Here is a 23,468-nt window from a genome sequence, read left to right on the forward strand (position 1 = left end):
TTTTTTTTCATAAATACTCCTTAAACTTGAGCGCTATTATAATTTGGTGATTCTTTAGTAATCGATATATCATGGGGATGACTTTCAATCAGTCCGGCACTGGTAATTTTTACAAATTGTGATTTTTCTCGCAAATCTTTGATGGTTGCAGCGCCACAATATCCCATCCCGGAACGCAATCCGCCAACTAATTGAAAGACGGTATCGGCAAGGCTGCCTTTATAAGGAACCTTACCTTCAACCCCTTCAGGCACCAATTTCTTTGCACCTTCCTGGAAGTATCGATCAGAACTGCCGTCTTTCATCGCCCCAAGAGACCCCATACCACGGTAGGTTTTAAAGGATCTGCCTTGATAAATGATGGTTTCTCCCGGACTTTCATCGGTACCGGCAAACAGACTGCCAATCATAACCACGTCGGCACCTGCACCAATCGCTTTTACAACATCGCCCGAATATTTTATCCCGCCATCGGCAATAACCGGAATGCCATACTCATTAGCAACCTCAACAACGTCTATAATAGCCGTAATCTGAGGAACACCAATCCCGGCAACCACACGGGTTGTACAGATGGAACCAGGTCCAATCCCCACTTTGAGAGCATCTACGCCTGCTTCGATAAGATCTTTGGCCGCTGCTCCAGTGGCAATATTTCCAACAATCAGTTGCAGCTCCGGGAATTTATTTTTAATTTGCTTAACGGTTCTGACAACCCCGGCAGAATGTCCGTGAGCCGTATCAACAACGATGACATCAACTTGCGCATTAACCAGCGCTTCCACTCGTTCAAAGGTGTTACCGGTAACGCCAACTGCACCGCCAACCAGCAAGCGTCCGCGGGAATCCTTTGCGGCGTTTGGATATTTAATGCTCTTTTCGATATCTTTAATGGTGATCAGACCTTTAAGATTGTTGTCTTCATCCACGATTGGAAGTTTTTCAATTTTGTATTGTTTTAAAATAGCTTCAGCTTTTTCGAGGGTCGTACCTTCTTCCGCTGTTATCAGTTTATCTTTCGTCATGGCATCTTTGATCTTCTTTGTGGGGTCATTTTCAAAGCGCAAATCCCGGTTTGTAATAATCCCGACCAGTTTACCTTCTACCGTGATGGGAACTCCGGAAATCCGATAGCGGGCCATCAGCTCCAATGCATCGCCAATGCAGTGCTCTGGCGATAGATAAAACGGATCGACGATGACGCCATTTTCTGAACGTTTAACTTGGTCTATCTCAAACGCCTGCGCTTTAATCGTCATGTTCTTATGAATAATTCCGATTCCGCCTTCTCTGGCCATGGCTATCGCCAATCGTGCTTCTGTAACGGTGTCCATTCCGGCACTCATAATGGGAATATTCAATGAAATATTCTTTGTAAGTCGGGTGCCGGTGTTTACATCACTTGGTAACACTTCTGATTTTGCAGGGATCAACAGGACATCATCAAATGTGATTCCTTCTTTTAATATTTTCTCCAAACTGTGTAACTCCTTTCAAATTCAAACTTTCGTTTAGATGCAAAAAAAGCAGACAATTGGCCATGCTTTTCATCTGCTTCGCGTATCTTCAGTAATCTTATATTCTGTTTTTAGTCTAACACAACTGGCTTAAATGTGACAATGATTATTTTTCTGGTAACGTTATCTTTTCTCATCTTGCATTCTAAAACAATAACAGTGATGGATTTTCCATATCCGCTTTAACATCCTGCAAAAATTTTGCACCCGCCATCCCGTCGGCTACGCGGCGATCAAGATTCAGGCTGATTTTCATTACCGATCGGATTACGGCCTCGCCCTGATGCACACGCACCCGTTGAACCACCTCGCCGACACTGAGAATGGCGCCGTTGGGTTGATTGATAATAGCGCTGAACTCCAGGATGCCATACATGCCAAGATTCGTGATCGTGAACGTGCTGCCTTCGAGATCTTCCGGGGTGTAATACTTATTCTTTATAGACTTTAACGTTTCGCCACGATGCTTCACCATTTCAACAAAACTCATATCTTGGGCATTTTTAATCACCGGAATAATCATTTCGTCATCCGTATCAACAGCAAATCCCAAATTCACATAAGCATGAGGAATGATCTCATCATTTTCAAAACTGCTGTTAATAATTGGCTGTTTCATTAATGCCCGGGCCGTTGCCATTAACAGAAAATCGGTATAGGTACAACGAAAGTGAGCCTGCGATTCAATTTTCTTTGAGATCTTCTTTCTGAGATCTTTGACTTCCGTCATATCTATTTCGGTGGTAAGCGTAATAACGGCCGTTTCTAAATTGCTTCTAACCATTCGCTCGGCGATATCCTTCCGTATTTCAGTAAGGATCGTTTTATTTTCCAGTTGCTTTTCATTTTTTTCAGGAACAGTTTTTTCGAAAGACGTTTTTTCAAGAGAACTCAGGGGCACCGATTTTACAATAATCTCTTCTCGTAACGGTTCAACCTCACCTTCCACGAATGGGACAAAATCCAGTTCCGGATTTGGAATCATTTCGGATTTATTATTCCTGGCCGCTGGTTTCATAGCTACTGGTTTCTTGATTTTAGTTTCCCTCTTTTCAGATTTATCTTCTTTTATCTCTTCCTTTACAGGATCTGAAAATACATTTTCAGGATTCCCGATGATTTCTTCCAATGCGGTGCCGATAACCGCCGTTTCCGGGGAACTGTAGCCGGAATGGCCGGGAGAAAAAACCACCATCCTTTTGACATCTTCGATTTGAATCCGCCCATTCGGTCCCGAACCCGGAATCGTTTGAATGTCGATATGATGTTCTCTTGCCACTCGTCGGGCCGCCGGCGTCGCCCTTACTTTTTCCAATCTCGGATCAGTTTCCGGTTTTAGCTCTATTTCATCTTGGATTTGCGCTTGATTCGGATTTGGCAGTAATTCTTTTGCTGATTTTTCTGCTGCCTCTGGTTCCCCCGTAATATTGGCTGCCACCGCTTCTATAGGTTTTTCGGCAATAATTTCTGAACTACTTGATTTTTCAATCGGTAATATTACTTCTTTTTCCATAATATTCTTACTCCCTATTCCCGATTAAGCAGGCGATATACCCCATGAACAAAATCATTTCTTTGTGGTACCACTGCTGCCTCTAATTCTTTGTTATAGGGAATCGGAACGTCTAATCCACCGAGTCGAATAATTGGGGCATTCAGATAGTCGAAAGCTTCACTTTCAACAACTCTAGCCACAATTTCTCCGCCAACTCCACCTGTTTTTGATGCTTCATGGGCCACGATTAAACGCCCTGTTTTGATCACCGATTCGACAATCGGCTTCATATCCATGGGATAAAGGGTGACTGGATTTATGATTTCCACTTCAATCCCTTCTTCCGCCAAAAACTCAGCGGCCTCAATGGCTTTGTGAAGAAGTGTCCCATAAGTGACAATCGTCACATCCTTGCCCGGCCGTTCAATAAACGTTTTTCCGATCTCAATTGTAAACTCATCATCCACCGGAACCAAGCCCTCCATTTTATAAAGCATCTTATGCTCGATAAAACAGACGGGGTTATTATCCCGAATAGCCGCTTTGATCAAACCTTTTGCCTGGGCCGGTGTGGACGGTGTTACCACCTTTAAGCCCGGGACATGGCACAACCAGGCTTCCAGACTCTGCGAGTGCTGAGCTCCAGCCCCGCTTCCTGAACCGGCCGGTAACCGCAAAACCATGGGAACCGCTGCTTGTCCCCCAAACATATAATGCATCTTAGCGCCCTGGTTGACCAAAGCATCCATGCCCATGGTGACAAAGTCCATAAACATCATTTCACAAACCGGTCTTAATCCTGTTGCTGCTGCCCCAACGGCAGTACCGACAATGGCGGCTTCTGTTATCGGGGTATCCATAACTCGCGCTTCTCCAAACTCATCAAGCATGCCTTCGGATAAACCAAAAGCCCCGCCATAAAGACCAATGTCCTCACCTAAAAAGATGACATCATCATCTCGCCGCATTTCTTCAGTCATACCCAACCGGATCGCGTCGCGATAAGTCATTTTTTTCATTTCATTTATTTCCATTACTAACCCCTCACGCATATATGTCTTCTAAAACTGTTGTAATCTCAGGTTCTGGACTTTCCATTGCAAATTCTACCGCATGTTCAATGGAGGTTTTCGCTTCATCTTCGATAGTTTGTATCTGCTTATCCGTAAAGACTCGATTTTCGTGGAGATAGTTTACGAATCTAATCAGTGGATCTTTTTTCTGCCATTTCTGAACCTCTTCTTTGTTTCGATACACCTGGGCATCACTGCTCGAATGGCCATTGTAACGATATGTTTTTGCTTCAACCAGCACCGGTCCTCGGCCTGCTCGGGCATAGCGCAAAGATTTTGTCATGACATCGTAAATCTCCAGAAAATCAGTTCCATCAATTGTCAGTCCGGGAATATTATAACTTGCACTTCGATCTGAAATATTCTCAATATTCATATGTTTTGAGACCGGCATCGACATCCCGTAAAGATTGTTTTCAATCAAAAATACAATCGGCAGTTTCCAAACCGATGCAAGATTCAGGGCTTCGTGAAAACTTCCTTCATTTGTAGCACCATCACCAGCAAAACACAAAACAACTTTTCCCGTTTTTTTGTATTTCTGGGTCAATGCCGCACCGCACGACAAAGTGAATCCACCTCCAACAATACCATTGGCACCAATGTTTCCGTTTTCCACATCAGCAATATGCAGAGAGCCACCCTTGCCCTTACAATAACCGGTAGATTTTCCCAGCAGCTCTGCCATCATCATGTTAACATCCAGGCCAAAACCAATCGCTTGAGAATGTCCGCGATGGGTCAAAGATGTTAAATCTCCTTTTTCAAGCGCTAAACAGGAAACAACACCGGTTGCTTCTTCCCCTTTCGAAAGATAGGTTGTTTCATAAATAAGTCCTTTTTCAAAAAGATCCTCAACTTTTTCTTCAAAAAATCGGGCCTGGTTCATTTTATAATACATTCTTAATAGAATCTCTTCTGATAGTTCAATCATGGTTTCCTCCATATTTTCACAATCTGTTCAAAATGGTGAATCATTTTTATTTATTAGTGATTGTCGACAGGGTAAAATACCAAACCTAATCTTAACATGTAATGCCAGCCATAAAACTTAGATTTGTCGATTTTCTGCGGTAACTAACCTAGGTTCATTATAGCTTTTTTTTTCCAATAAATAAAGAATGAAGCCAAAACTATGTCAAATAATGACTATTTTAGACTCATTCTTTTATTTGTTTAATAAACTCTTAATTTTTCCGGTTTGATCAGACATCTTTTTGAAATCGTTTGATGATCGCTTCTGCAATGATTAAGTCTTCTGGTGTGGTAATTTTGATATTGGTGTAATGCCCGATCACAATTTTTACCGGGCAATTAAGGTGTTCAACCAGAAAAGCATCGTCTGTTCCTTCGATGCCTAATTCAATGGCTCTTTCATGAGCTTCTTTTAATAGGGCATATGCAAAAGTCTGAGGTGTTTGTATTTCCACCAGATAATCTCTGTTTGGGGTGTATTCCACAAAGCCTTCAGCGTTAATCACTTTGATGGTGTTCTTCGCTGGAACCCCCACCACTGTTGCCTTATATTCCATGGTGTCATGAATACTCTTAACAATAACCGACTCTTCTATCATCGGTCTGGCGCCATCATGAGTCATGACAATACCGGTTTGGGGATTGACTGCCAGCAGCCCATTATAAACCGATTTTTGTCTGGTTGTTCCGCCTTCAACCAGCTTAATTTTCTTATAATGAAAGGGTTTCAAAACCTCCTGCCGGCAAATTTCAAACTCGTCTTTATTAATAACGACGATAATTTCATCAATCAGCGGACATTTCTCAAAAACATCCAAGGTGTAGGCTAAAATTGGTTTGCCATTGATTGCTAAATACGGCTTATTTATCGTCGCGTTCATCCGGCGCCCCTGACCTGCCGCCGGAATGATGACGCTGGTAAAAAGTCTTTCCTTATTTGCCATCTCAGCAGTCACTTAAAAGTTGTTCTATTTTAGCATCACTTGTCGCTAAAATAATTTCTCTATCATCTGGGGAACGAAAATCGGATTTTAAGGTAATCTCCAGCTTGTGTTCAAACGAATCATCAAGCAGCAAATCCGGCCACTCCAAAATAAGGGTTCCCTCCTGATTGAGGTAATCTTCAAAGCCCATTTCATAAAGTTCTCCGCCATCTTGAAGTCGGTACAAATCAAAATGAAAAACTCGGGGCGGATCTCCATACTCATTTACAATGGTATAGGTTGGACTAGTGACTTCATCATCGATTCCCATTCCCTTAACAAAGCCTTTGGCAAAAACCGTTTTCCCAGCGCCCATTTCACCGCGTAAAAAAATAACCAGGGGGAAGCCGAGTGCTTCCCCCAAATGTTTCCCAAAATCATAGGTTTCCTGGCTTGATTTTGTTTTAATTGTTTTGGTTAGCATTACTGTTGATCCTTTTCTGATGGTTCATCACTAAAATCCTCTGCATCCTCAACCTTAGCCTCATCGTTGTCGTTGTCATCAATTATTTCGTACTCAACTTCAACCACATTCTGTTCTTCAATCCGTTGTTTATCCGGGAGCAGAATAGCAAGAAGAACATAAATAACGATACTGAAAATGCCAGCCATAAAGGTAAAAATAAACGGCAGCACCGGCAGAATAAACAGGATCCTGAATATCCATGGGGAAACATGACAATAGTCACCAATTCCCGCACAAACACCGGCGATAATTCCACTTTCTTTATTTCTCATCAAACGCTTTTTTTTCATATTTCTTCCTATCTATCAAACTTTTCTTTCTATAAAAATGATTCCTATTTCTGTTTATAAGAGGCCAGGAATCGTTCCAGTCGATCCATTGTTTCGGTTAACTGTTCCGGATGCGGTAAAAAGACAATTCTAAAATGATCCTGATTGGGCCAATTAAACCCAGATCCCTGAACCATCAGTACGCGCTCTTCTTTTAAGAAATCCACGGCGAATTGGGTGTCGCTGGTAATGTTGAATTTTGCGATATCAATTTTAGGGAAGGTATAAAAGCCGGCTTCCGGCTTGGTACAGGACAAACCCGGAATGGCATTGACCCGTTCGTAGACAATCTTTCGCTGTTCATAAAGACGTCCGCCGGGCTTAAGCAGGGCTTGCATGCTTTGATACCCACCCAGCGCGGTCTGAATCACATGCTGTCCCGGCACATTAGAACACAGCCGCATATTTGAAAGCATTTTTATCCCTTCAATATAATCTTTGGCATTTTCTTTGTTCCCTGTTAATATCATCCAGCCGACTCTAAACCCAGGAATGCGGTGGGATTTTGATAGACTATTAAGGGTAACAACCAGGACTTCATCCGTCAGCGTTGCCAAGGGTATATGGACTGCTTCATCATAAAGAATGCGATCATAGACTTCATCGGCAAAAATGATCAAATCATTTTCAACTGCCAGTTTGACAATCCCTTCCAAAATTTCTTTGGGATATAGAGCCCCGGTGGGATTGTTGGGATTGATCACGACAATCCCTTTGGTGTTTGGGGTAATCTTGCTTTTCATATCTTCAAGATCGGGATACCATTTTGATTCTTCATCACACGTATAATAAACGGCGGTTCCTCCCGAGATGTTGACCGCAGCCGACCATAAAGGATAATCCGGACAGGGCACCAATACTTCATCGCCGTTGTTCAAAAGCGCCTGCATACAAAACAGAATCAGCTCACTGGCCCCATTTCCCAAGAACACATCATCCACGGTTAAATCCATGATTCCCTTGGTCTGATAATAATGAACCACGGCCTTACGGGCAGAAAAAATCCCCTGAGAATTGGAATATCCTTCGGCATCTTTAACGTTATATTTCAAATCATTGATAATTTCATCCGGTGCCATTAAATTAAAGGGTGCGGTGTTCCCGGTATTGAGCATAATAATGTCAATGCCTGCCCGTTCCATACGGTCCGCCTCGTCAACCACCGGTCCTCTAATATCATAACAAACGTTGTCCAACTTCTTCGACTTCTTTACAGCTTTCATCACTACACTCAACTCCTTCAATATTAAATTTAAAATAAGATTACTTCAACACACACTATTTTTCAATGTTTTTCATTTTTTCAATGACATTCCGATAACCCTTCCCGTGTTTTAAACAACGGTTTACCCGGCTAATCGTGGCCGAACTTGCTCCGGTAATTTTTTCCACATCAATAAAAGTTTTTCCCTGAGACAATAAATAGGCGATCTCAAAACGATGCGCCATATCTTCAATTTCTTTGATGGTGCAGAGATCCTCAAAGAGCAGATTGCATTCTTCTTCAGTTTCAAGAGCTAATATTGCCTGTGTCAAAACATGTCTCTTTGTCTTTTCTTCCATGGAACATCCTCTTCATTTCCTAATCATTAAAGAAATTTTCTTCCTAAAAAATTTTATCCATTGACACTTAATCTTATCTTTAGTGTATAATGTATTATCATAACACAATCAAGTTAAGAAATGAAATGAAAGGTTAAAATTTATGAAATTATATAATACCCTAACACAAAAAAAAGAAACGTTTATTCCGATCGAAAAGGGAAAGGTGCGAATGTACGCCTGCGGCCCAACCGTATATAATTATTTTCATATTGGCAATGCCCGACCGTTTATCGTATTTGATGTCCTTCGCCGCTTTTTAGAATATACCGGCTATGAGGTGACCTTTATTCAAAACTTTACCGATGTTGACGATAAAATTATCAATCGCAGCCATGAAGAAGGCATCACTCCTAAAGAAGTTTCAGAAAAATATATTCATGAATATTTTGTGGATGCCGATGCTCTCGGCATCCATCGAGCATCGGCCCATCCTAAAGTCAGCGAGCATATCCCTGAAATCATCGACATGATCAAAACCCTTGAAGAAAAAGGACTCGCCTACAATATTGACGGCAATGTCTACTATCATGTCGATCAGTTTAAAGCATACGGAAAACTCTCAAAGCAATCCATTGATGATTTGAAATCGGGTGCCCGCATTGATATCAACGATGAAAAGAAAAGCCCTCTGGATTTTGCTCTTTGGAAAAAGAAAAAAGCAGGCGAACCTTACTGGGAAAGCCCTTGGGGCCAGGGCCGGCCAGGCTGGCATATTGAATGTTCAGCCATGTCTAAAAAACTTTTGGGTGAAACCATTGATATCCACGGTGGCGGTCAGGATCTGATTTTTCCCCACCATGAAAATGAAATTGCCCAATCAGAAGGTTCCTGTGGCAAACCATTTGCCAACTACTGGGTGCATAATGGCTATATTAATATTGACAATGAAAAAATGTCAAAATCCAAAGGCAATTTTTTCACGGTCCGGGATATTGCCAAAACCTTTGACCTGGAAGCGGTGAGAATGTTTTTATTGATGGCCCACTATCGAAGCCCGGTCAATTTCAGCAAAGCCTTGTTACAACAGGCCGCCACGGCTCTTGAACGGCTCTATACCGCTAAATATCAAATGGTTTTCCTTTTGGAAAAAGCCGCCAATAACATGGTTTCTGAAGCTGAAAAACTTTGGATCGCCACTCTGGATCAATACAAAAAAGCCTTTATCGAAACCATGGAAGATGACATCAATACGGCCGATGCCATTTCAGTCATTTTCGAATTGGTCCGAGATCTCAATTCTTCACTTGATGAGCATTCGTCGAAGCCAGCCCTTCTCGCCGGCCAAACGATTTTTAGGGAACTCACCGATGTTTTAGGACTTGCGGTTAAGGATAAAGAAACAAACCTTGATGCTGAGGTTGCCGCGCTGATTGAACAACGTCAGGCTGCCAGAAAAGCCAAAGATTTTAAACGATCGGATGAAATCAGAGATGAACTCCTGGCCAAGGGAATTGTCCTTGAAGATACGCGTGAAGGTGTTAAATGGAAAAAAGCCTGACCGTCCTGGAAACAATAAAATCAGCCCTGGATAAATCATTTACCAATGCCCAGGCATCGGCCATGAATCCTTTGGCTTTGGCTTACATTGGCGATGGTATTTATTCGGATGCGATTCGAAAATACCTAATTGGATGCGGCCACCAGAATGTAAATTTCATGACCAAGACCTCGGTAAAATATGTAAGAGCCAGTGCCCAGTCATTGGTCATTCATGCCCTTATCCCCGAACTGACTGAAGCGGAACACCGGATCGTTAAACGCGGTCGGAACACCAGCTCCCAGGTTCCGAAAAACGCCAAAGCGTCTGATTATCGTTATGCAACCGGTTTTGAAGCCCTAATCGGTTACCTTTATCTCAGCGGCGAAACCGATCGTCTCGATGCTTTGATTATCCAAAGCATCGAACTCGTTAATCGGCAGCTGGCTGCTAAAAAATAAAAGATCGCTTAAAAGAGAATTCTCTTTTAAGCGATCTTTTTATTGCTCTTTTCTTATTTATGAAATCGCAGCCACTGGATCCCAGGTACTGAATATGGTCCTTTGATAATGTCGATACATATAAAGGGTGTAAGTCAAGCATACAATTTCCGACATAATAAAACCATACCAGACCAGATTCAGCCCGCCGATATGAGCTAACAAATACGAAACCGGCAAAAGAAAAATCATTTGTCGGATAAAGGATGCGATCATACTCACATGTGCCTTGCCAATGGCCTGAAAACTTGTGCCAATCATAATCGACACACCAGCCACCGGAAACCCCAGGCTGATCGTTCTGAGACAATGAATGCCAATTGTCATCATCTCTTCCGAAGGATTAAAGGCTGACATGATTTGAGCCGGAAAAATCCAGAAAGCCAGTGTTCCAATACACATAAAAGTCAGTGCAATTGTTGCTGCTACCTTAAGTGTTTCCCGATACCGCTTTTCATTTTTCGCTCCGAAATTAAATCCGAAAATAGGCATTGCACCTTGTGCCAACCCGAATATTGGCATAAAAATGAAGGACTGAACCTTGAAATAAATACCGAAAACAGCCACTGCCGACATCCCAAAAGTCGCTAGGATCAGATTATAACACGTTATCATAACGGATGCCAAACCTTGCATAATCGCCGATGGTAAACCAACCTTTAAGATAACTTTGATAATGCTTCCATCATAATGAAATGATCTGAAATCCAGTTTCAACAAATTGTTTTTGCCTTTGAAAACGACGAAAAGCATATAAATCATTCCTATAATCTGTCCAACTACCGTTGCAATCGCAGAACCTCTTACCCCTAAGGCTGGGAATCCAATCAAGCCAAAAACAAGAATCGGATTGAGAATAGTATTTAATACCGCCCCGAGGATTTGTCCGATCATCGGTTTAATCATATCGCCACAGCCCTGGAGCATCGCAAAAGCAGCCTGGGTAATGATGCTTCCAAAACTTAACATCGTAACAATTAAAAGATAATCCCGCCCCTGCGAAATAATCAGTTCGTTATTCGTAAACAAACTGATAAACGTTTCTGAAATAAAAAAGCCGAGCACCACGATGATTAGTGATAGAATAATGGCAATAATAAATCCGTGTTCGGCTACATTTGCAGCCTCATCATTTTTTTTCTCACCCAAACGTCTTGAAATTGCCGAATTGATCCCGACTCCCATTCCGACACAACAGGAAATAATGATCATTTGGACTGGAAAGGCAAGAGAAACGGCGGTTAAGGCTTCTTCCCCCACTTGTGCCACAAAGATACTGTCTACTACATTGTACATGGCTTGAATAAGCATGGAAATAATTGCTGGTAATGACATTAAAAAAAGCAGCCGGGGAATGGGAACGACTCCCAGCTTATTTTCTTTTTTAACTTGAGTGTCTTTCATTTGACTCATTGAGCCTCCTAAATATTTATTGAGACCACATAGAAAGTAAAAAGACAAACTTTTCAAGGATGATATTCTTCTATATTGTATCCCTCACAGCGAACAGGGAAACCCTGTTCGTCATGATAGACACACAACAATAAGAAATGAGCCTTAACTAAAGTTTGTCTGCAATCTAATTAATCTAATTTATTTCTTCTTTTTAGATATTTCTACTTTAACCTTACGGTCTTTGATTATTTTACCGTTTAATTTTTTTTCAACTTTTTTGGCCAGTTCTTCATCGACATCGACAAATGTAAATTTATCGTACATATCAATGTTGCCAACCGAAGAGGATGAAATACCGCATTCTCCACAGATAGCGCCTAAGATATCACGTTTCTGAGCCTTATCTTTTTCGCCTACGCTGATAAACAGACGTTTCGTTTTTTCAGGACCCGATCGGTGAGAACCACCTTCTCGGGATCCGCCTTCACGACGAACACGACCGTCTCTGCTGTCACGTCCATCTCTTCGCGGACTGCTTTCAGAACGTCTTGGACGTCTTTCCACGGCATTAAGATCTTCGGCTTCGGATAATGGCAATTGTGACTGAAGCAATACCGCCGCAATGGTTTCTGGCGTGTAGCCTTTTTCCTTAAGGTCCTCAACTATTTTAACATAAACATCTAAGGTCCCTTTATTGCCATTGCCTTTTTCAGCGCGTATTGTAAATCGTTCATGGAAATGAGCGATCTTAATATCATTGATGACTTCGCTGGTTGGAATCAGGCCGCGTTCAATGCTTTTCTTCGTGTAGTCCGTAATTTTCTTGAGTCTGAATTGGTCACGAGATCTGGCAAGGGTTAACGATATTCCGCTTTTCCCGGCCCGGCCGGTTCGACCAATACGATGCACATAATACTCTTCATTGTCCGGCACGTCATAATTGAATACAATATCAACATCATCAACGTCGATTCCTCGGGCCGCCACATCAGTCGCAACCAGGATTTCAATTTGTCCTCGGCTGAACTGCTTCAGAACTGCCATACGGGACACCTGCCTCATATCACCATGGATTTTATCGACCGAGTAACCCAGTTTTTTCAAATCGTCAGTGATGTCATCGACATATTTTTTGGTGTTGCAAAAGATCAGTGATCGTTTTGGTTTATACACTTCTAAAAGTCGAGTCAATGCCTCAAACTTATTATGGTCGCTAATATTGAAGTATTTTTGTTCAATGCCTGGGGCAACCATGTTTTTAGGCGATATTTCAATCAGGGTCGGATTCTTTAAATATTTTTCAGCAATTTTTAAAATCGGTTTTGGCATTGTTGCTGAAAACAATGCGGTCTGGATATCATGTGCTATTTCATCAAGAATTAATTCAATATCCTCTCTGAATCCCATGTTTAACATTTCGTCTGCTTCATCCAAAATAACCATTGATATATCATTAAGTTTTAATGTCTTTCGTCGCATATGGTCCATTACACGTCCTGGTGTACCAACGACAATTTGTACTCCGGATTTAAGATCTCTAAGTTGTGCTTCAATCGAAGCTCCCCCATAAATAGGTAAAACCTTGACACCTTTTTGGAATTTTAAAACTTTTTTAAATTCGTCTGAGACCTGTACCGCCAACTCTCGGGTTGGGCAAAGAACTAAAACTTGTACTTTTTTTATAGTAGGGTCAAGCTTTGTAATGGCTGGAATAGCAAACGCAACAGTTTTTCCTGTTCCTGTCTGCGATTTTCCAATGAGGTCTCCTCCCATCATTAATTTCGGTATCGCTTGCTCTTGGATTTCGCTCATGTCTACAAAGCCCATTGCTTCGATGCCTTGCAGTAGTTGTTCATTAATCTCTAATTCTGTAAATTTCATTTAGTATCCTTTCTCGAATATATAACGTCTAATTATACATCAAACAAAACAAAAGAACAAGCAATGCTTTGTTATACTTAAGGAATAATGATTCTGATTCATATTGGATTTTAATTAGTTTCTCGTTTGGCACATTCAAATAAAAATACTATTCATAAGATAGACACATGGTGTATACTCTGCTTAAGAAACAATCTCAATAAGAGTGACTTGTTTTTTATCTAAAAACTATAATTATTATTGGAGGAAGTCAATGTCAACTTTCGGAACACGATTAAAACGACTGCGTATTAACAGGGATATGACCCAGCAGGATTTTGCTGAGCATTTTGATTTAAACAAAAGTTCAATTTCTAAGTATGAGAAGGATAAAAACCTTCCTGAAAATCAATTGCTTGTTGAAATTGCAGATTATTTTGATGTATCGGTTGATTATCTTCTTTGCCGCACCGACAATCCCACATCATTAAATGATGCAAAACTTAAATCTGAAGGCTCTTTGAATTCGACAGAGCAACTGACAAAACCAATGGAGATGAAAGATCTGCTGGGACTTTTCGGTTATGCTATGGTTAGTGCCGAAGGAAAAAAGGAAATTTTGGATTTCATCAATTTCAAACACGAAGTTCTGGTTCAGCATTATTCAAAAAAAGAAACGGAATAGACATTTAGAAGAGACTGTTGTAAAACAGCCTCTTTTTTTTGCTAATTTTTGATTGTTGTCTCCATTTTCTTCAAACTCCCCAGCCATTGGGTTACACTGGCATCGGAAGGCATGCGCCAATCTCCCCGGGGTGAAAAGGATACTGATCCAACCTTCGGACCATCCGGCGAACACGATCGTTTAAACTGCTGGCTGAAAAAACGTTGATAAAAATTTTTCAACCATTTAAAAATTATTTTTTCCTCATAAACGCCTGCAAATGCTTTACCGGCTAAAAAATACACTTTTTCTGGTGAAAATCCATATCTCACCACTTGAAAAATGAAAAAATCGTGCAATTCATAGGGACCGACGGTTTCTTCAGTTTTTTGGGCAATTTTGCCGTTCTCATCCGGCGGCAACAGTTCCGGTGAAACCGGCGTGTCCAATACATCATATAATATTTTTTGAATTTCAGTTTCTTTAGAGTGCTCGGCTACCCATTCCACCAAATAGCGAATGAGCGTTTTAGGAACACTGGCATTCACATTGTACATCGACATGTGATCGCCATTATAGGTTGCCCAGCCAAGAGCCAACTCCGAGAGATCTCCCGTCCCAATGACAATTCCACCTAATTTGTTTGATAAATCCATCAGAATTTGAGTTCGTTCTCTGGCCTGAGCATTTTCGTAAGTAACATTGTGTAATGTTATCGGCTGTCCAATATCTTTAAAATGTGCTTTGCAAGCCTCCACAATGGAAATTTCATGAAAAGTTGCTCCCAGCCCCTTAATTAAGGCAACCGCATTATCGTAAGTTCGATCGGTGGTTCCAAAACCCGGCATGGTGACCGCATGAATTTTTTCTCTGGAAATATTAAATCGATCACAGACACTGACACAGACCAGCAGTGCCATCGTGGAATCCAGGCCACCTGATATCCCCACGATCATGGGGGCATTTCCAATATGCTTTAGGCGACTGGCTAATCCCATGGTTTGGATATTAAATATTTCTTCGCATCGTTCACTGCGCCGATTTGGATCTCTGGGAACAAAGGGATGAGGATTGACGTCTCCCTCAAAATCTTCTGGATCTTGCGTTTCGAAGATGATGCTGCGATAAGGCTTCTCTTTAATTAAATCCATCGAATCTAAAAGAGTATGTTGTGATTGGCGGTCGTGGATTAACGACTCAATATCAATGTCTGCCACTAAAATTTCATTTCCAAGATTAAATTTTGGCAGTTCTTTAAGTAACACGCCTTTCTCGCAAATGATGGCATTTCCGCCGAAAACCAAATCGCTTGTCGATTCTCCAAATCCAGCCGACGTATACAAATATGCTAGATTACATCGGCCCGACTGAGAACGAATTAATTCTCGTCGATAATCACTTTTCCCGACAATTTCATTGCTGGCGGATGGATTCAATATAACTGTTGCACCTGCTAAGGCATGAAAACTCCCGGGCGGAATCGGCATCCATAAATCCTCGCAAATTTCTATTCCAATCACAAATTCTTCCATCTGCGCATTTTTAAACAGCAAGTCTGTACCAATTGGAACAGTCTGTGAACCAATGGTGACTTCCCTTTGCATGAGTGCTTTTGAAGAAGCAAACCAACGTTTTTCATAAAATTCCTGATGATTGGGAATATAGGTCTTAGGGACAATTCCCAATATTCTGCCATCATTAACGGCTGCCGAACAATTGTATAAACTGCCGGCGATGACTAATGGCAGCCCCACCACAATGAGTATTTTTTTTCCGTCTGACCATCGGCATAAATGATCCAAAGCGTTTAGCGCATTTTTTTGAAGCTCCCGTTGGAAAAACAAATCACCGCAGGTATAACCGGTGAGGCAAAGTTCAGGAAACAGCAAAACCTCAATGCCTTGATTAAAGGCCGTTGTTGCCAATGAAATTATTTCACCAACATTATATTCACAATCTGCCAATTTTAATTTAGGAACAGCACAAGCTGTTCGGACAAAACCATATTTATGCATTTGTTTCACCTTTTATTTTTTATTTCTCATTGAATATCAATCAATGTCTTTCATTATATCCCCATTTATGATTCATGACAATCTTATTTTATTTTCCACAGCCTGTGCTTAATTCTTGTTTTTTTATACACAGTTTTGTGTTCCTATATTTCGCCCATACTTTGGCTCTATTGGTTCTTTTGAAACCTTTTAAACAGATTTATCAACAGTATCCACAGGCAAAGTGCGAGTTGTCCACAATATCCCCCGCTTTTTATCAACAGAATTAAAGTTATCCACAGTTTATCTTACTTATACATCTTGTGTTTTTGGCCATAAAAAAAATCAAGATCTAGGATCTTGATTTTTTTGTTCGTTATTTTTTTGCTGCTAAGGCCGCTTTGATAAAGCTTTTGAACAGCGGATGTGGCTTGTTTGGGCGTGATTTGAACTCTGGATGTGCCTGGGTTGCAACAAACCAAGGGTGATCTTTAATTTCTATCATTTCAACAAGAACCCGATCAGGTGACATTCCGGAGAAAACAAGGCCTTTTTCACTAAGAATCTCAAGATATTCATCATTCACTTCATAACGATGTCGATGTCGCTCATTGATGTTTTTCTCTCCATAGGCTTCCATGGCCTTAGAGCCTTCCAATAGTTCACAGGGATAAGATCCCAGGCGCATGGTTCCACCCATATTGATAACCTTTTTTTGCTCTTCCATCAAATTAATCACTGGATAAGGCGTTTCTGGATCCAATTCAATACTATGAGCCCCTTTAAGCCCTGCCACATTTCTGGCAAACTCAACAACTGCGAGCTGAAGCCCTAAACAAAGGCCTAAAAAAGGAATCTTATTTTCACGGGCGTACTGGATTGCATGAATCTTTCCTTCCACACCGCGATGACCGAAGCCCCCCGGCACCAGAATACCGTCTAAATCCTTTAACATCCGGGCAACATTTTCTTCATTGATGTCTTCTGAATGAATCCATTTTATGACAACCTCAGAATTATTGCCAATACCGCCGTGGCGCAATGCTTCTGCAACAGACAGGTAGGCGTCATGCAGCTCAACATATTTTCCGACTAAGCCAATGGTAACTTTGTTTTCAAGGCTTTTTGCTTTTTTAACCAAATCTTTCCATTCTCTTAAATCCGGTTCACCGCACTCGATATGCAGTTTTTGACAAACCAATTGTGCCAAACCTTCTTTTTCAAGGATTAATGGTACTTCATACAGTTCAGCAGCATCGATATTGGTAACCACCGATTTTTTATCAACATTACAGAAGAGCGATATCTTTCCTTTTAAGCTGTCATCCACTTCCTTTTCAGATCGAAGAACGATAATATCCGGTTGAATCCCAATGCTTCGCAGTTCTTTTACCGAATGCTGGGTTGGTTTCGTTTTTAGTTCTCCAGCCATTTTGAGGTAAGGCAACAGGGTCACATGAATATACAATACATTCTCGGCTCCCAGGTCTCCCTGGAACTGACGAATGGCCTCCAGGTATGGAAGACTTTCAATGTCCCCAACGGTTCCACCAATTTCAGTAATAACCACATCCGGATGACTATACTCCGTTACGCGGAGAATGCCATCTTTAATTTCGTCCGTAATGTGCGGGATTACTTGAACCGTTCCGCCCAGATAATCACCGCGGCGTTCTTTTGAAATAACATTCCAATATACTTTTCCTGTCGTTACATTGCTGAACTTGGAAAGATTTTCATCGGTAAAACGTTCATAGTGTCCCAAATCCAAATCGGTTTCCGCCCCGTCATCGGTAACGAATACTTCCCCATGCTGATAGGGACTCATGGTTCCGGGATCAAAATTCAAATAGGGATCGAATTTTTGAATGGATACCTTAAGCCCTCTTGCTTTAAGCAGTCGTCCCAATGAGGCACTTGTAATACCCTTTCCAAGCGAAGATACTACCCCACCCGTGACAAAAATATACTTTGTTTGCATTAATTCCATGCTCCTTTTTCTTTTACATTTTCTTTATTCTACAATAAAAAATCACCACAAAAAATTGAGTTTTTTTTTTGCAGTGATGCAATTAATAACATTATTCTATTCTAACTTTTTATAAAATCACAATAAGAATTTGCTTACATAATTAAATTACTCATTGATTATAGCATTTTTTTTCTAAAGAATAAAGAAAAAAACGCAAATAAAATGACAAAGCGATCCTAAAATTACAAAAATATGAAATAATTCATGAAATCCAAAGTCTTTTGACAAATTCGGCTTTTTCATGGCATAGATAACCCCGCCAACCGTGTACATCACACCACCCCCAATTAACAGTAAAAAGCCAGCGAGGGAAAGGGCATAATAAAGAGGCACTAACACAAATAATGCAAACCATCCCAGGAAAATATATAAAGCCGTCCCTAACCAGCGAGGCATTTGAATCCAGGCCACTTTGAGTACAATCCCAAGGATCGCCACGCCCCAAATTGCGATCATCATTACCATCCGCATGGTCCCGGTCAGACAAAGCAGACAAAATGGTGTGTAACTGCCTGCGATGAGAATAAAAACCATGGAATGATCCAGTTTTCTTAAACGCAAGACCTTCTCCTCACTGCCAAGGGAGGCATGGTAGGTAAAACTTGTAAAATATAAACAGATCAGTCCGAGACCAAAAGCAAGAACTGAAGTCACGGTCAGCGGAGTCACATTATTTTCTGCTATAATCAGCCAAAACATGGCAATAATGCCTATCACTGATAGTATTCCCCCGATAAGATGGGTTAAAGCATTAATCGGATCACGAAATCGATTCATAATACGTCCTTTCATACATAGTTTCAATAACCATGTAATATTATTTTTTAAATATATCATATGTGCGCAATAACTGTCAAATGAATTTGCCTATTGTTTTTTTTGTATTATTCGTTTATTATAATAAGAAACGCTTACAAAGGAGCTATCATGAACGAACAATGGCTAAAAGCCGCAATAGCAGAACTCGAACTGACAAAACATATGGAACTCAGCAGTATTCCAAACATCAGCTTATATATGGATCAGCTTACCACCCTTTTTGATCAAAACCTTTCCCATAAAAAACGTCATCTGGAAGACAAACTCCTCACAAAGACAATGATCAATAATTATACTAAAAACAAGCTTCTAAAACCTGCTGAAAAAAAGAAATATACCCGGGATCATATTATTCTCATGGTGTTGCTCTATGAACTAAAACAGATTTCCAGTATGGACGACATCGAGGCCCTTTTCTCAATGATCCCGGTTCAGGAAGACCCGCAATATCTTGACGCCTTGTATCAAACTTATTTAGACTGTGACGATCAACTTCTCGCCGACTTTCCCGCCGAGGTGCAGTCTATTTTTTCCGCTGTCAAAGAAAAAACCACCCCTTCAATTTCTGGAGAGTGGCTAAATGAAGAAGATATTGAAAAAACGAATACCCTTCTCACGGCGCTTTTACTTTTTCAAACAGGGGTTCATTATAAACGGCTTGGCGAAAAAATAATCGATGAATTACTCAAATAAATACTTATGCTTTTCTTATGGCGACTCCGTCAAAATCATCTTTACTGGTTGGACGCCCTGGCAAAACCACGCAAAATTCGTCATCCCATTGTCCCGAAACAAGTTTTTCTAACGGTGAAATATTTCCCTGGCTAATGACCACCTCTAGTCCAATCAATTTTCCAATATCATTAACCCGTGGCAGAGTCTCTTTAACATCATAGGCACCGGTATCAATCAGCATCAGATTCTTGTAATTCTTAAACATAATGTTCGTAACCATTTTTGCGCGTTTTTCACCATATTTTTTAAGGTTATGTTCGTACTCTTTATCTAAAGATTTATCACCCCGCAGCCATCCCTGAGTTAAAAAATATGTGTTCGTCCGGATCCGCTCAAGGTTAGCTTTTTCACTCAAGAGAATATCAATACAATCTCCGTACCTGGGTATGATGATCGTTGCTTTTTCACTTTTTAAACCTAAAAGTCCATTGCCACAGTTGCCATAAGCGAACAAAAGCTCATCATAATACCCTTCGGCCTTATTTATTTCTACCTGTAGCGCATCTCTTAATCGCTCTGGAGAGTCATGAAGATTATTTGGCATCCAAACGGTTTCCATCTCAACACCCTGCTTTTTCATTGCCAATTCAACCTCATCACGTATGGTTTCACAAACGATTAATAGTCTTTTCATATAAATTTTGCACCTTTTTCTGTTAGCTTTTTCGAAAGCATTAATAAAGAAATTTTTTTCTTCTATAACATCAAGTATAACCATCTTTTCTTTGTTTTCAAGACAATATTATGATAAAATTTCCTCTTGATATTTTTTTGTCCATGCAGAACTTTGTGTTATAATGGCATCGTCAATAAATCTATAGTACGAGGAGAAAAAAATGGATAAAACATTATTTCGAAAAGAAATATTAACACGGCGAAAAGAAATTTATTCCGCCGATACCGATACCAAAATCATCAATAATTTTTTAGCCAGCGATCTTTATAAAAACGCTGACTGGATCATGGCTTATGTCAGTTTTGGAACAGAAATCTATACGCATGATTTTATAAAAAAAGCCCTGGCTGATGGCAAACACATCGTGGTGCCCATTTGCAATCCTGATCATACCCTCACCTTATCAGAAATTGTTAACTTTCCCGCAGATCTGGAAGAAGGTCATTACGGCATCTTGGAAGTGCGTAAAGATTGCCTACGGATTGTCGATGCCAAACAACTTGATCTGGTTATGGTCCCTGGTTGTGCATTCAGCCCTTGCGGACACCGGATGGGTTTTGGCGGCGGTTATTATGACCGGTTTTTAGAAACCATCAACGATGATTGTGTTACTGTTGCGCTCATCCGGGAAGATTTTATTTTCGCTGAAATTCCCATGGAAGAACATGATAAAAGCGTCAACTTCATGGTTACTGAAAAATGTCAGACCTGTTGTGCCACTCAGGAGGACTAATAAAAATGAACATAACCGAAGCCATCAACTATATCGAAGCTACGCACAAGTTCGGCACCCGACTGGGACTTGAAAGCATGAAAAACCTGCTTGCTGAAATGGGTAATCCGCAAGACAAACTTAAATTCATCCACGTTGCCGGGACAAACGGAAAAGGTTCCACATCAGCCATGATTGCCGCCACATTAAAAAATGCCGGTTACAACACTGGTCTTTTTACTTCACCTTTTTTGGAAAAGTTTAATGAACGCATTCAGCTGAATAATGTACCCATCGATGACGAAAGTCTTGTTGCTGCCACCAGCTTTGTAAAAGAACGAATCGAAGTTCTGCTCGCTCAGGGCGAGCCCCATCCGACGGAATTTGAAATGGTCACCGCGGTCGGACTCCAGTATTTTTATGAAAAACGCACCGACATCGTGGTGCTTGAAGTCGGCTTGGGAGGCCGCCTTGATGCCACCAATATTATTAAAGATCCGGTCGCTGTCGTCATCATGAGCATCAGTCTGGACCACACCGATTATCTCGGTGAAACCGTCGCTGAAGTTGCCTTCGAAAAAGCTTCCATTATTAAGGAAGGCTCCGATGTGGTTGTTTATCCTCAGGATCCTGAAGCGTTAAAGGTCATTCTTGATTTCGCCAAATCAAAAAATGCATCCGTGATACTGGCAGATCCTAAGGACATTTCCATTGAAAGTTTTGACGGCCATTCCCAAACCTTGAAATATCTGGGCGACCATTTGGATCTGGATACTTTTCAGCTAAAACTATTAGGCAGTCATCAATCCCTTAATTGTCTTACTGCTCTTGAAGTGATTGCATTGCTGATTAAAAAGGGTTATCACATCAATTCCGATCACATTAAAGCGGCATTATCTGCGGTTACTTTCCCCGGACGTTTCGAAATATTTTTAGAATCCCCGGTTGTGCTTATTGATGGTGCGCATAACAGCAATGGGATTCAGGCCTTTGTCAAAAATATGAACCAATACTTCCCCGGAAAAACAATCAACCTGTATTTCGGAATGCTGGCAGATAAAGATATTGAAGTCTCCTTGTCATTCTTGGTTCCCATTGCCACCACTATTCATACTCTGACTCCCAACAGCGATCGAGCGATGCCGGCAGAAACAATGGCTGCTCTCATTCATGATAGCTACGGAAAAACCGTTGATTTTTATGACACGATGGATGCGGCGGTCAAAAGCATCGACCTGACTAAAAAAGATGAAGTCAATGTTTTTGTCGGTTCTCTCTATATGATTGGAGAAGCCCGAACTTTGATTCGCAAGAATTTAATGTAATCAATCGAGTAGCTAGAAATCCGGATAATTAATCCGGATTTCTTTGCTCTCACAGAACCGTGCTTCAGACTGTCTAGCAAATAGATAAAAATAATATTTTCAAGTCAATTAATACCGTCTACAATTAACATTTGCTAGAAAAACGTGTCGTTCATCTGCATAATTCGATGAACACCCTATATTTTCATGCCAAACTTTTAAATTTTAGTATCAAGTCTAGTACCGGGAACTTGCTAAACAAACGCTTAAGATTATAAGCGATAAACATGGATGCGGATTCAGCATTTACTGAATCAATCCCTTTCTCAGAAAATAAGTGTAGCCCAGGGTTCGTTTAATGGTTCCAAATGGATATTCCACGATACAACGCCTTTGTTTGTAGATCTCATTATTCAGATGGGTGTTCTCTGCAACTTTATCCAGTATTTCTTCGTGTTCCCATCTTTGAACACTTATGCCCGTAACAGACGTTGTACATGCTGATCTTTTAGGACAATTATCACAGTCAGCACATTTATATCGTTTATATTTCATCCCATTTTTTGAGGTATTCTCGAAAAAATATAACTTCTTTCTTTCTGGACACTGATAAATATCCTGATCGGTATCGTAGAGAAATCTATCTTTTCGATATTCATTGTTTTTTGTTTTATTATTTGCTTTTGACCGTTTAATAAATATCGTCAGTTTCTTATCTACACATTGCTTTATTTCTGAAGCATTATAATAGCCGGTATCCACGACAACCATCATTTTTCTTTTCTTCAAAAGACTTTTCGTTTTAGTGCCATATTTGATAGTTGATTTTCGTCGTTAATATCGTTGACTGTTTCCAC

22 protein-coding genes are annotated in these 23,468 nt (G+C 40.7%); 6 read left to right on the forward strand and 16 right to left on the reverse strand.

Annotated features, from left to right (window positions below; genetic code table 11):
- Positions 1-20: 20 nt before the first annotated feature.
- From guaB to FZC40_RS03640, 9 genes are all read right to left on the reverse strand, one after another.
- On the reverse strand, positions 21-1,478 hold the full coding sequence (gene guaB / locus FZC40_RS03600; RefSeq protein WP_148602560.1) for an IMP dehydrogenase: 1,458 nt from the start codon (positions 1,476-1,478) through the stop codon (positions 21-23).
- Between the two features lie 184 nt (positions 1,479-1,662).
- Positions 1,663-3,030: a dihydrolipoamide acetyltransferase family protein gene (locus tag FZC40_RS03605; protein ID WP_148602561.1), complete on the reverse strand. Its 1,368-nt coding sequence runs from the start codon at positions 3,028-3,030 to the stop codon at positions 1,663-1,665.
- 14 nt (positions 3,031-3,044) lie between these two features.
- Complete coding sequence (locus FZC40_RS03610) at positions 3,045-4,031, reverse strand: pyruvate dehydrogenase complex E1 component subunit beta (RefSeq protein WP_148602682.1); 987 nt, start codon at positions 4,029-4,031, stop codon at positions 3,045-3,047.
- A gap of 25 nt (positions 4,032-4,056) precedes the next feature.
- A complete protein-coding gene (locus tag FZC40_RS03615; protein WP_243135740.1) occupies positions 4,057-5,019 on the reverse strand; it encodes a thiamine pyrophosphate-dependent dehydrogenase E1 component subunit alpha in 963 nt (320 codons plus the stop codon).
- Between the two features lie 271 nt (positions 5,020-5,290).
- Positions 5,291-6,004: a 2-C-methyl-D-erythritol 4-phosphate cytidylyltransferase gene (gene ispD / locus FZC40_RS03620; protein WP_148602563.1), complete on the reverse strand. Its 714-nt coding sequence runs from the start codon at positions 6,002-6,004 to the stop codon at positions 5,291-5,293.
- A 1-nt stretch (position 6,005) separates the two neighbouring features.
- Complete coding sequence (gene tsaE, locus FZC40_RS03625; RefSeq protein WP_148602564.1) at positions 6,006-6,467, reverse strand: tRNA (adenosine(37)-N6)-threonylcarbamoyltransferase complex ATPase subunit type 1 TsaE; 462 nt, start codon at positions 6,465-6,467, stop codon at positions 6,006-6,008.
- On the reverse strand, positions 6,467-6,799 hold the full coding sequence (locus FZC40_RS03630) for a PspC domain-containing protein (RefSeq protein WP_148602565.1): 333 nt from the start codon (positions 6,797-6,799) through the stop codon (positions 6,467-6,469). The genes tsaE and FZC40_RS03630 overlap by 1 nt, the downstream gene beginning before the upstream one ends.
- A gap of 44 nt (positions 6,800-6,843) precedes the next feature.
- Positions 6,844-8,061 carry a pyridoxal phosphate-dependent aminotransferase gene (locus FZC40_RS03635; protein ID WP_148602683.1) on the reverse strand — a complete coding sequence of 406 codons (1,218 nt, stop codon included), beginning with the start codon at positions 8,059-8,061 and terminating at the stop codon, positions 6,844-6,846.
- 55 nt (positions 8,062-8,116) lie between these two features.
- Complete coding sequence (locus tag FZC40_RS03640) at positions 8,117-8,401, reverse strand: YerC/YecD family TrpR-related protein (RefSeq protein ID WP_148565515.1); 285 nt, start codon at positions 8,399-8,401, stop codon at positions 8,117-8,119.
- A gap of 142 nt (positions 8,402-8,543) precedes the next feature.
- Here FZC40_RS03640 and cysS point away from each other — a divergent pair, with 142 nt between their 5' ends.
- The gene (gene cysS / locus FZC40_RS03645) at positions 8,544-9,941 is read left to right on the forward strand and encodes a cysteine--tRNA ligase (RefSeq protein ID WP_148602566.1); all 1,398 of its coding nucleotides are present in this window, start codon (positions 8,544-8,546) and stop codon (positions 9,939-9,941) included.
- A complete protein-coding gene (locus tag FZC40_RS03650) occupies positions 9,926-10,381 on the forward strand; it encodes a Mini-ribonuclease 3 (RefSeq protein ID WP_148602567.1) in 456 nt (151 codons plus the stop codon). The genes cysS and FZC40_RS03650 overlap by 16 nt, the downstream gene beginning before the upstream one ends.
- A gap of 57 nt (positions 10,382-10,438) precedes the next feature.
- Here FZC40_RS03650 and FZC40_RS03655 read toward each other — a convergent pair whose 3' ends face one another.
- Positions 10,439-11,833 carry an MATE family efflux transporter gene (locus tag FZC40_RS03655; protein WP_243135741.1) on the reverse strand — a complete coding sequence of 465 codons (1,395 nt, stop codon included), beginning with the start codon at positions 11,831-11,833 and terminating at the stop codon, positions 10,439-10,441.
- Positions 11,834-12,013: 180 nt separating this feature from the next.
- Positions 12,014-13,696, reverse strand: coding sequence for a DEAD/DEAH box helicase (locus tag FZC40_RS03660; RefSeq protein ID WP_148602568.1), 1,683 nt, complete (start codon positions 13,694-13,696; stop codon positions 12,014-12,016).
- 253 nt (positions 13,697-13,949) lie between these two features.
- On the opposite strand from FZC40_RS03660, the gene FZC40_RS03665 reads away from it, so the two are divergent.
- Positions 13,950-14,360: a helix-turn-helix domain-containing protein gene (locus tag FZC40_RS03665; RefSeq protein WP_148565511.1), complete on the forward strand. Its 411-nt coding sequence runs from the start codon at positions 13,950-13,952 to the stop codon at positions 14,358-14,360.
- A 41-nt stretch (positions 14,361-14,401) separates the two neighbouring features.
- Here FZC40_RS03665 and FZC40_RS03670 read toward each other — a convergent pair whose 3' ends face one another.
- The 3 genes from FZC40_RS03670 to trhA form a co-directional block, all read right to left on the reverse strand.
- Entirely contained in the window at positions 14,402-16,354 is a 1,953-nt protein-coding gene (locus FZC40_RS03670; RefSeq protein WP_148602569.1) for an NAD(+) synthase, read from the reverse strand.
- A 355-nt stretch (positions 16,355-16,709) separates the two neighbouring features.
- A complete protein-coding gene (locus FZC40_RS03675) occupies positions 16,710-18,314 on the reverse strand; it encodes a CTP synthase (RefSeq protein ID WP_148602570.1) in 1,605 nt (534 codons plus the stop codon).
- A gap of 183 nt (positions 18,315-18,497) precedes the next feature.
- A complete protein-coding gene (trhA, locus tag FZC40_RS03680) occupies positions 18,498-19,142 on the reverse strand; it encodes a PAQR family membrane homeostasis protein TrhA (RefSeq protein ID WP_186843640.1) in 645 nt (214 codons plus the stop codon).
- 150 nt (positions 19,143-19,292) lie between these two features.
- On the opposite strand from trhA, the gene FZC40_RS03685 reads away from it, so the two are divergent.
- The gene (locus FZC40_RS03685) at positions 19,293-19,877 is read left to right on the forward strand and encodes a DUF1836 domain-containing protein (protein WP_148602571.1); all 585 of its coding nucleotides are present in this window, start codon (positions 19,293-19,295) and stop codon (positions 19,875-19,877) included.
- 4 nt (positions 19,878-19,881) lie between these two features.
- Here FZC40_RS03685 and FZC40_RS03690 read toward each other — a convergent pair whose 3' ends face one another.
- Positions 19,882-20,553 (reverse strand): DUF1638 domain-containing protein, encoded by a 672-nt coding sequence (locus FZC40_RS03690; protein WP_148602572.1) that lies wholly within the window; start codon positions 20,551-20,553, stop codon positions 19,882-19,884.
- Between the two features lie 202 nt (positions 20,554-20,755).
- Between FZC40_RS03690 and FZC40_RS03695 the strand changes: the two genes are divergently transcribed.
- Both FZC40_RS03695 and FZC40_RS03700 read left to right on the forward strand, forming a co-directional pair.
- A complete protein-coding gene (locus FZC40_RS03695; protein ID WP_148602573.1) occupies positions 20,756-21,328 on the forward strand; it encodes a 5-formyltetrahydrofolate cyclo-ligase in 573 nt (190 codons plus the stop codon).
- A 5-nt stretch (positions 21,329-21,333) separates the two neighbouring features.
- A complete protein-coding gene (locus FZC40_RS03700; protein ID WP_148602574.1) occupies positions 21,334-22,632 on the forward strand; it encodes a bifunctional folylpolyglutamate synthase/dihydrofolate synthase in 1,299 nt (432 codons plus the stop codon).
- Between the two features lie 285 nt (positions 22,633-22,917).
- Here FZC40_RS03700 and FZC40_RS03705 read toward each other — a convergent pair whose 3' ends face one another.
- Positions 22,918-23,400, reverse strand: coding sequence for a transposase (locus FZC40_RS03705; RefSeq protein WP_148602575.1), 483 nt, complete (start codon positions 23,398-23,400; stop codon positions 22,918-22,920).
- Positions 23,401-23,468 lie beyond the last annotated feature (68 nt).

Origin of the sequence: Acetobacterium tundrae (assembly GCF_008086615.1) — a bacterium.
In the GTDB taxonomy this organism is placed as follows: Bacteria; Bacillota; Clostridia; order Eubacteriales; family Eubacteriaceae; genus Acetobacterium; species Acetobacterium tundrae.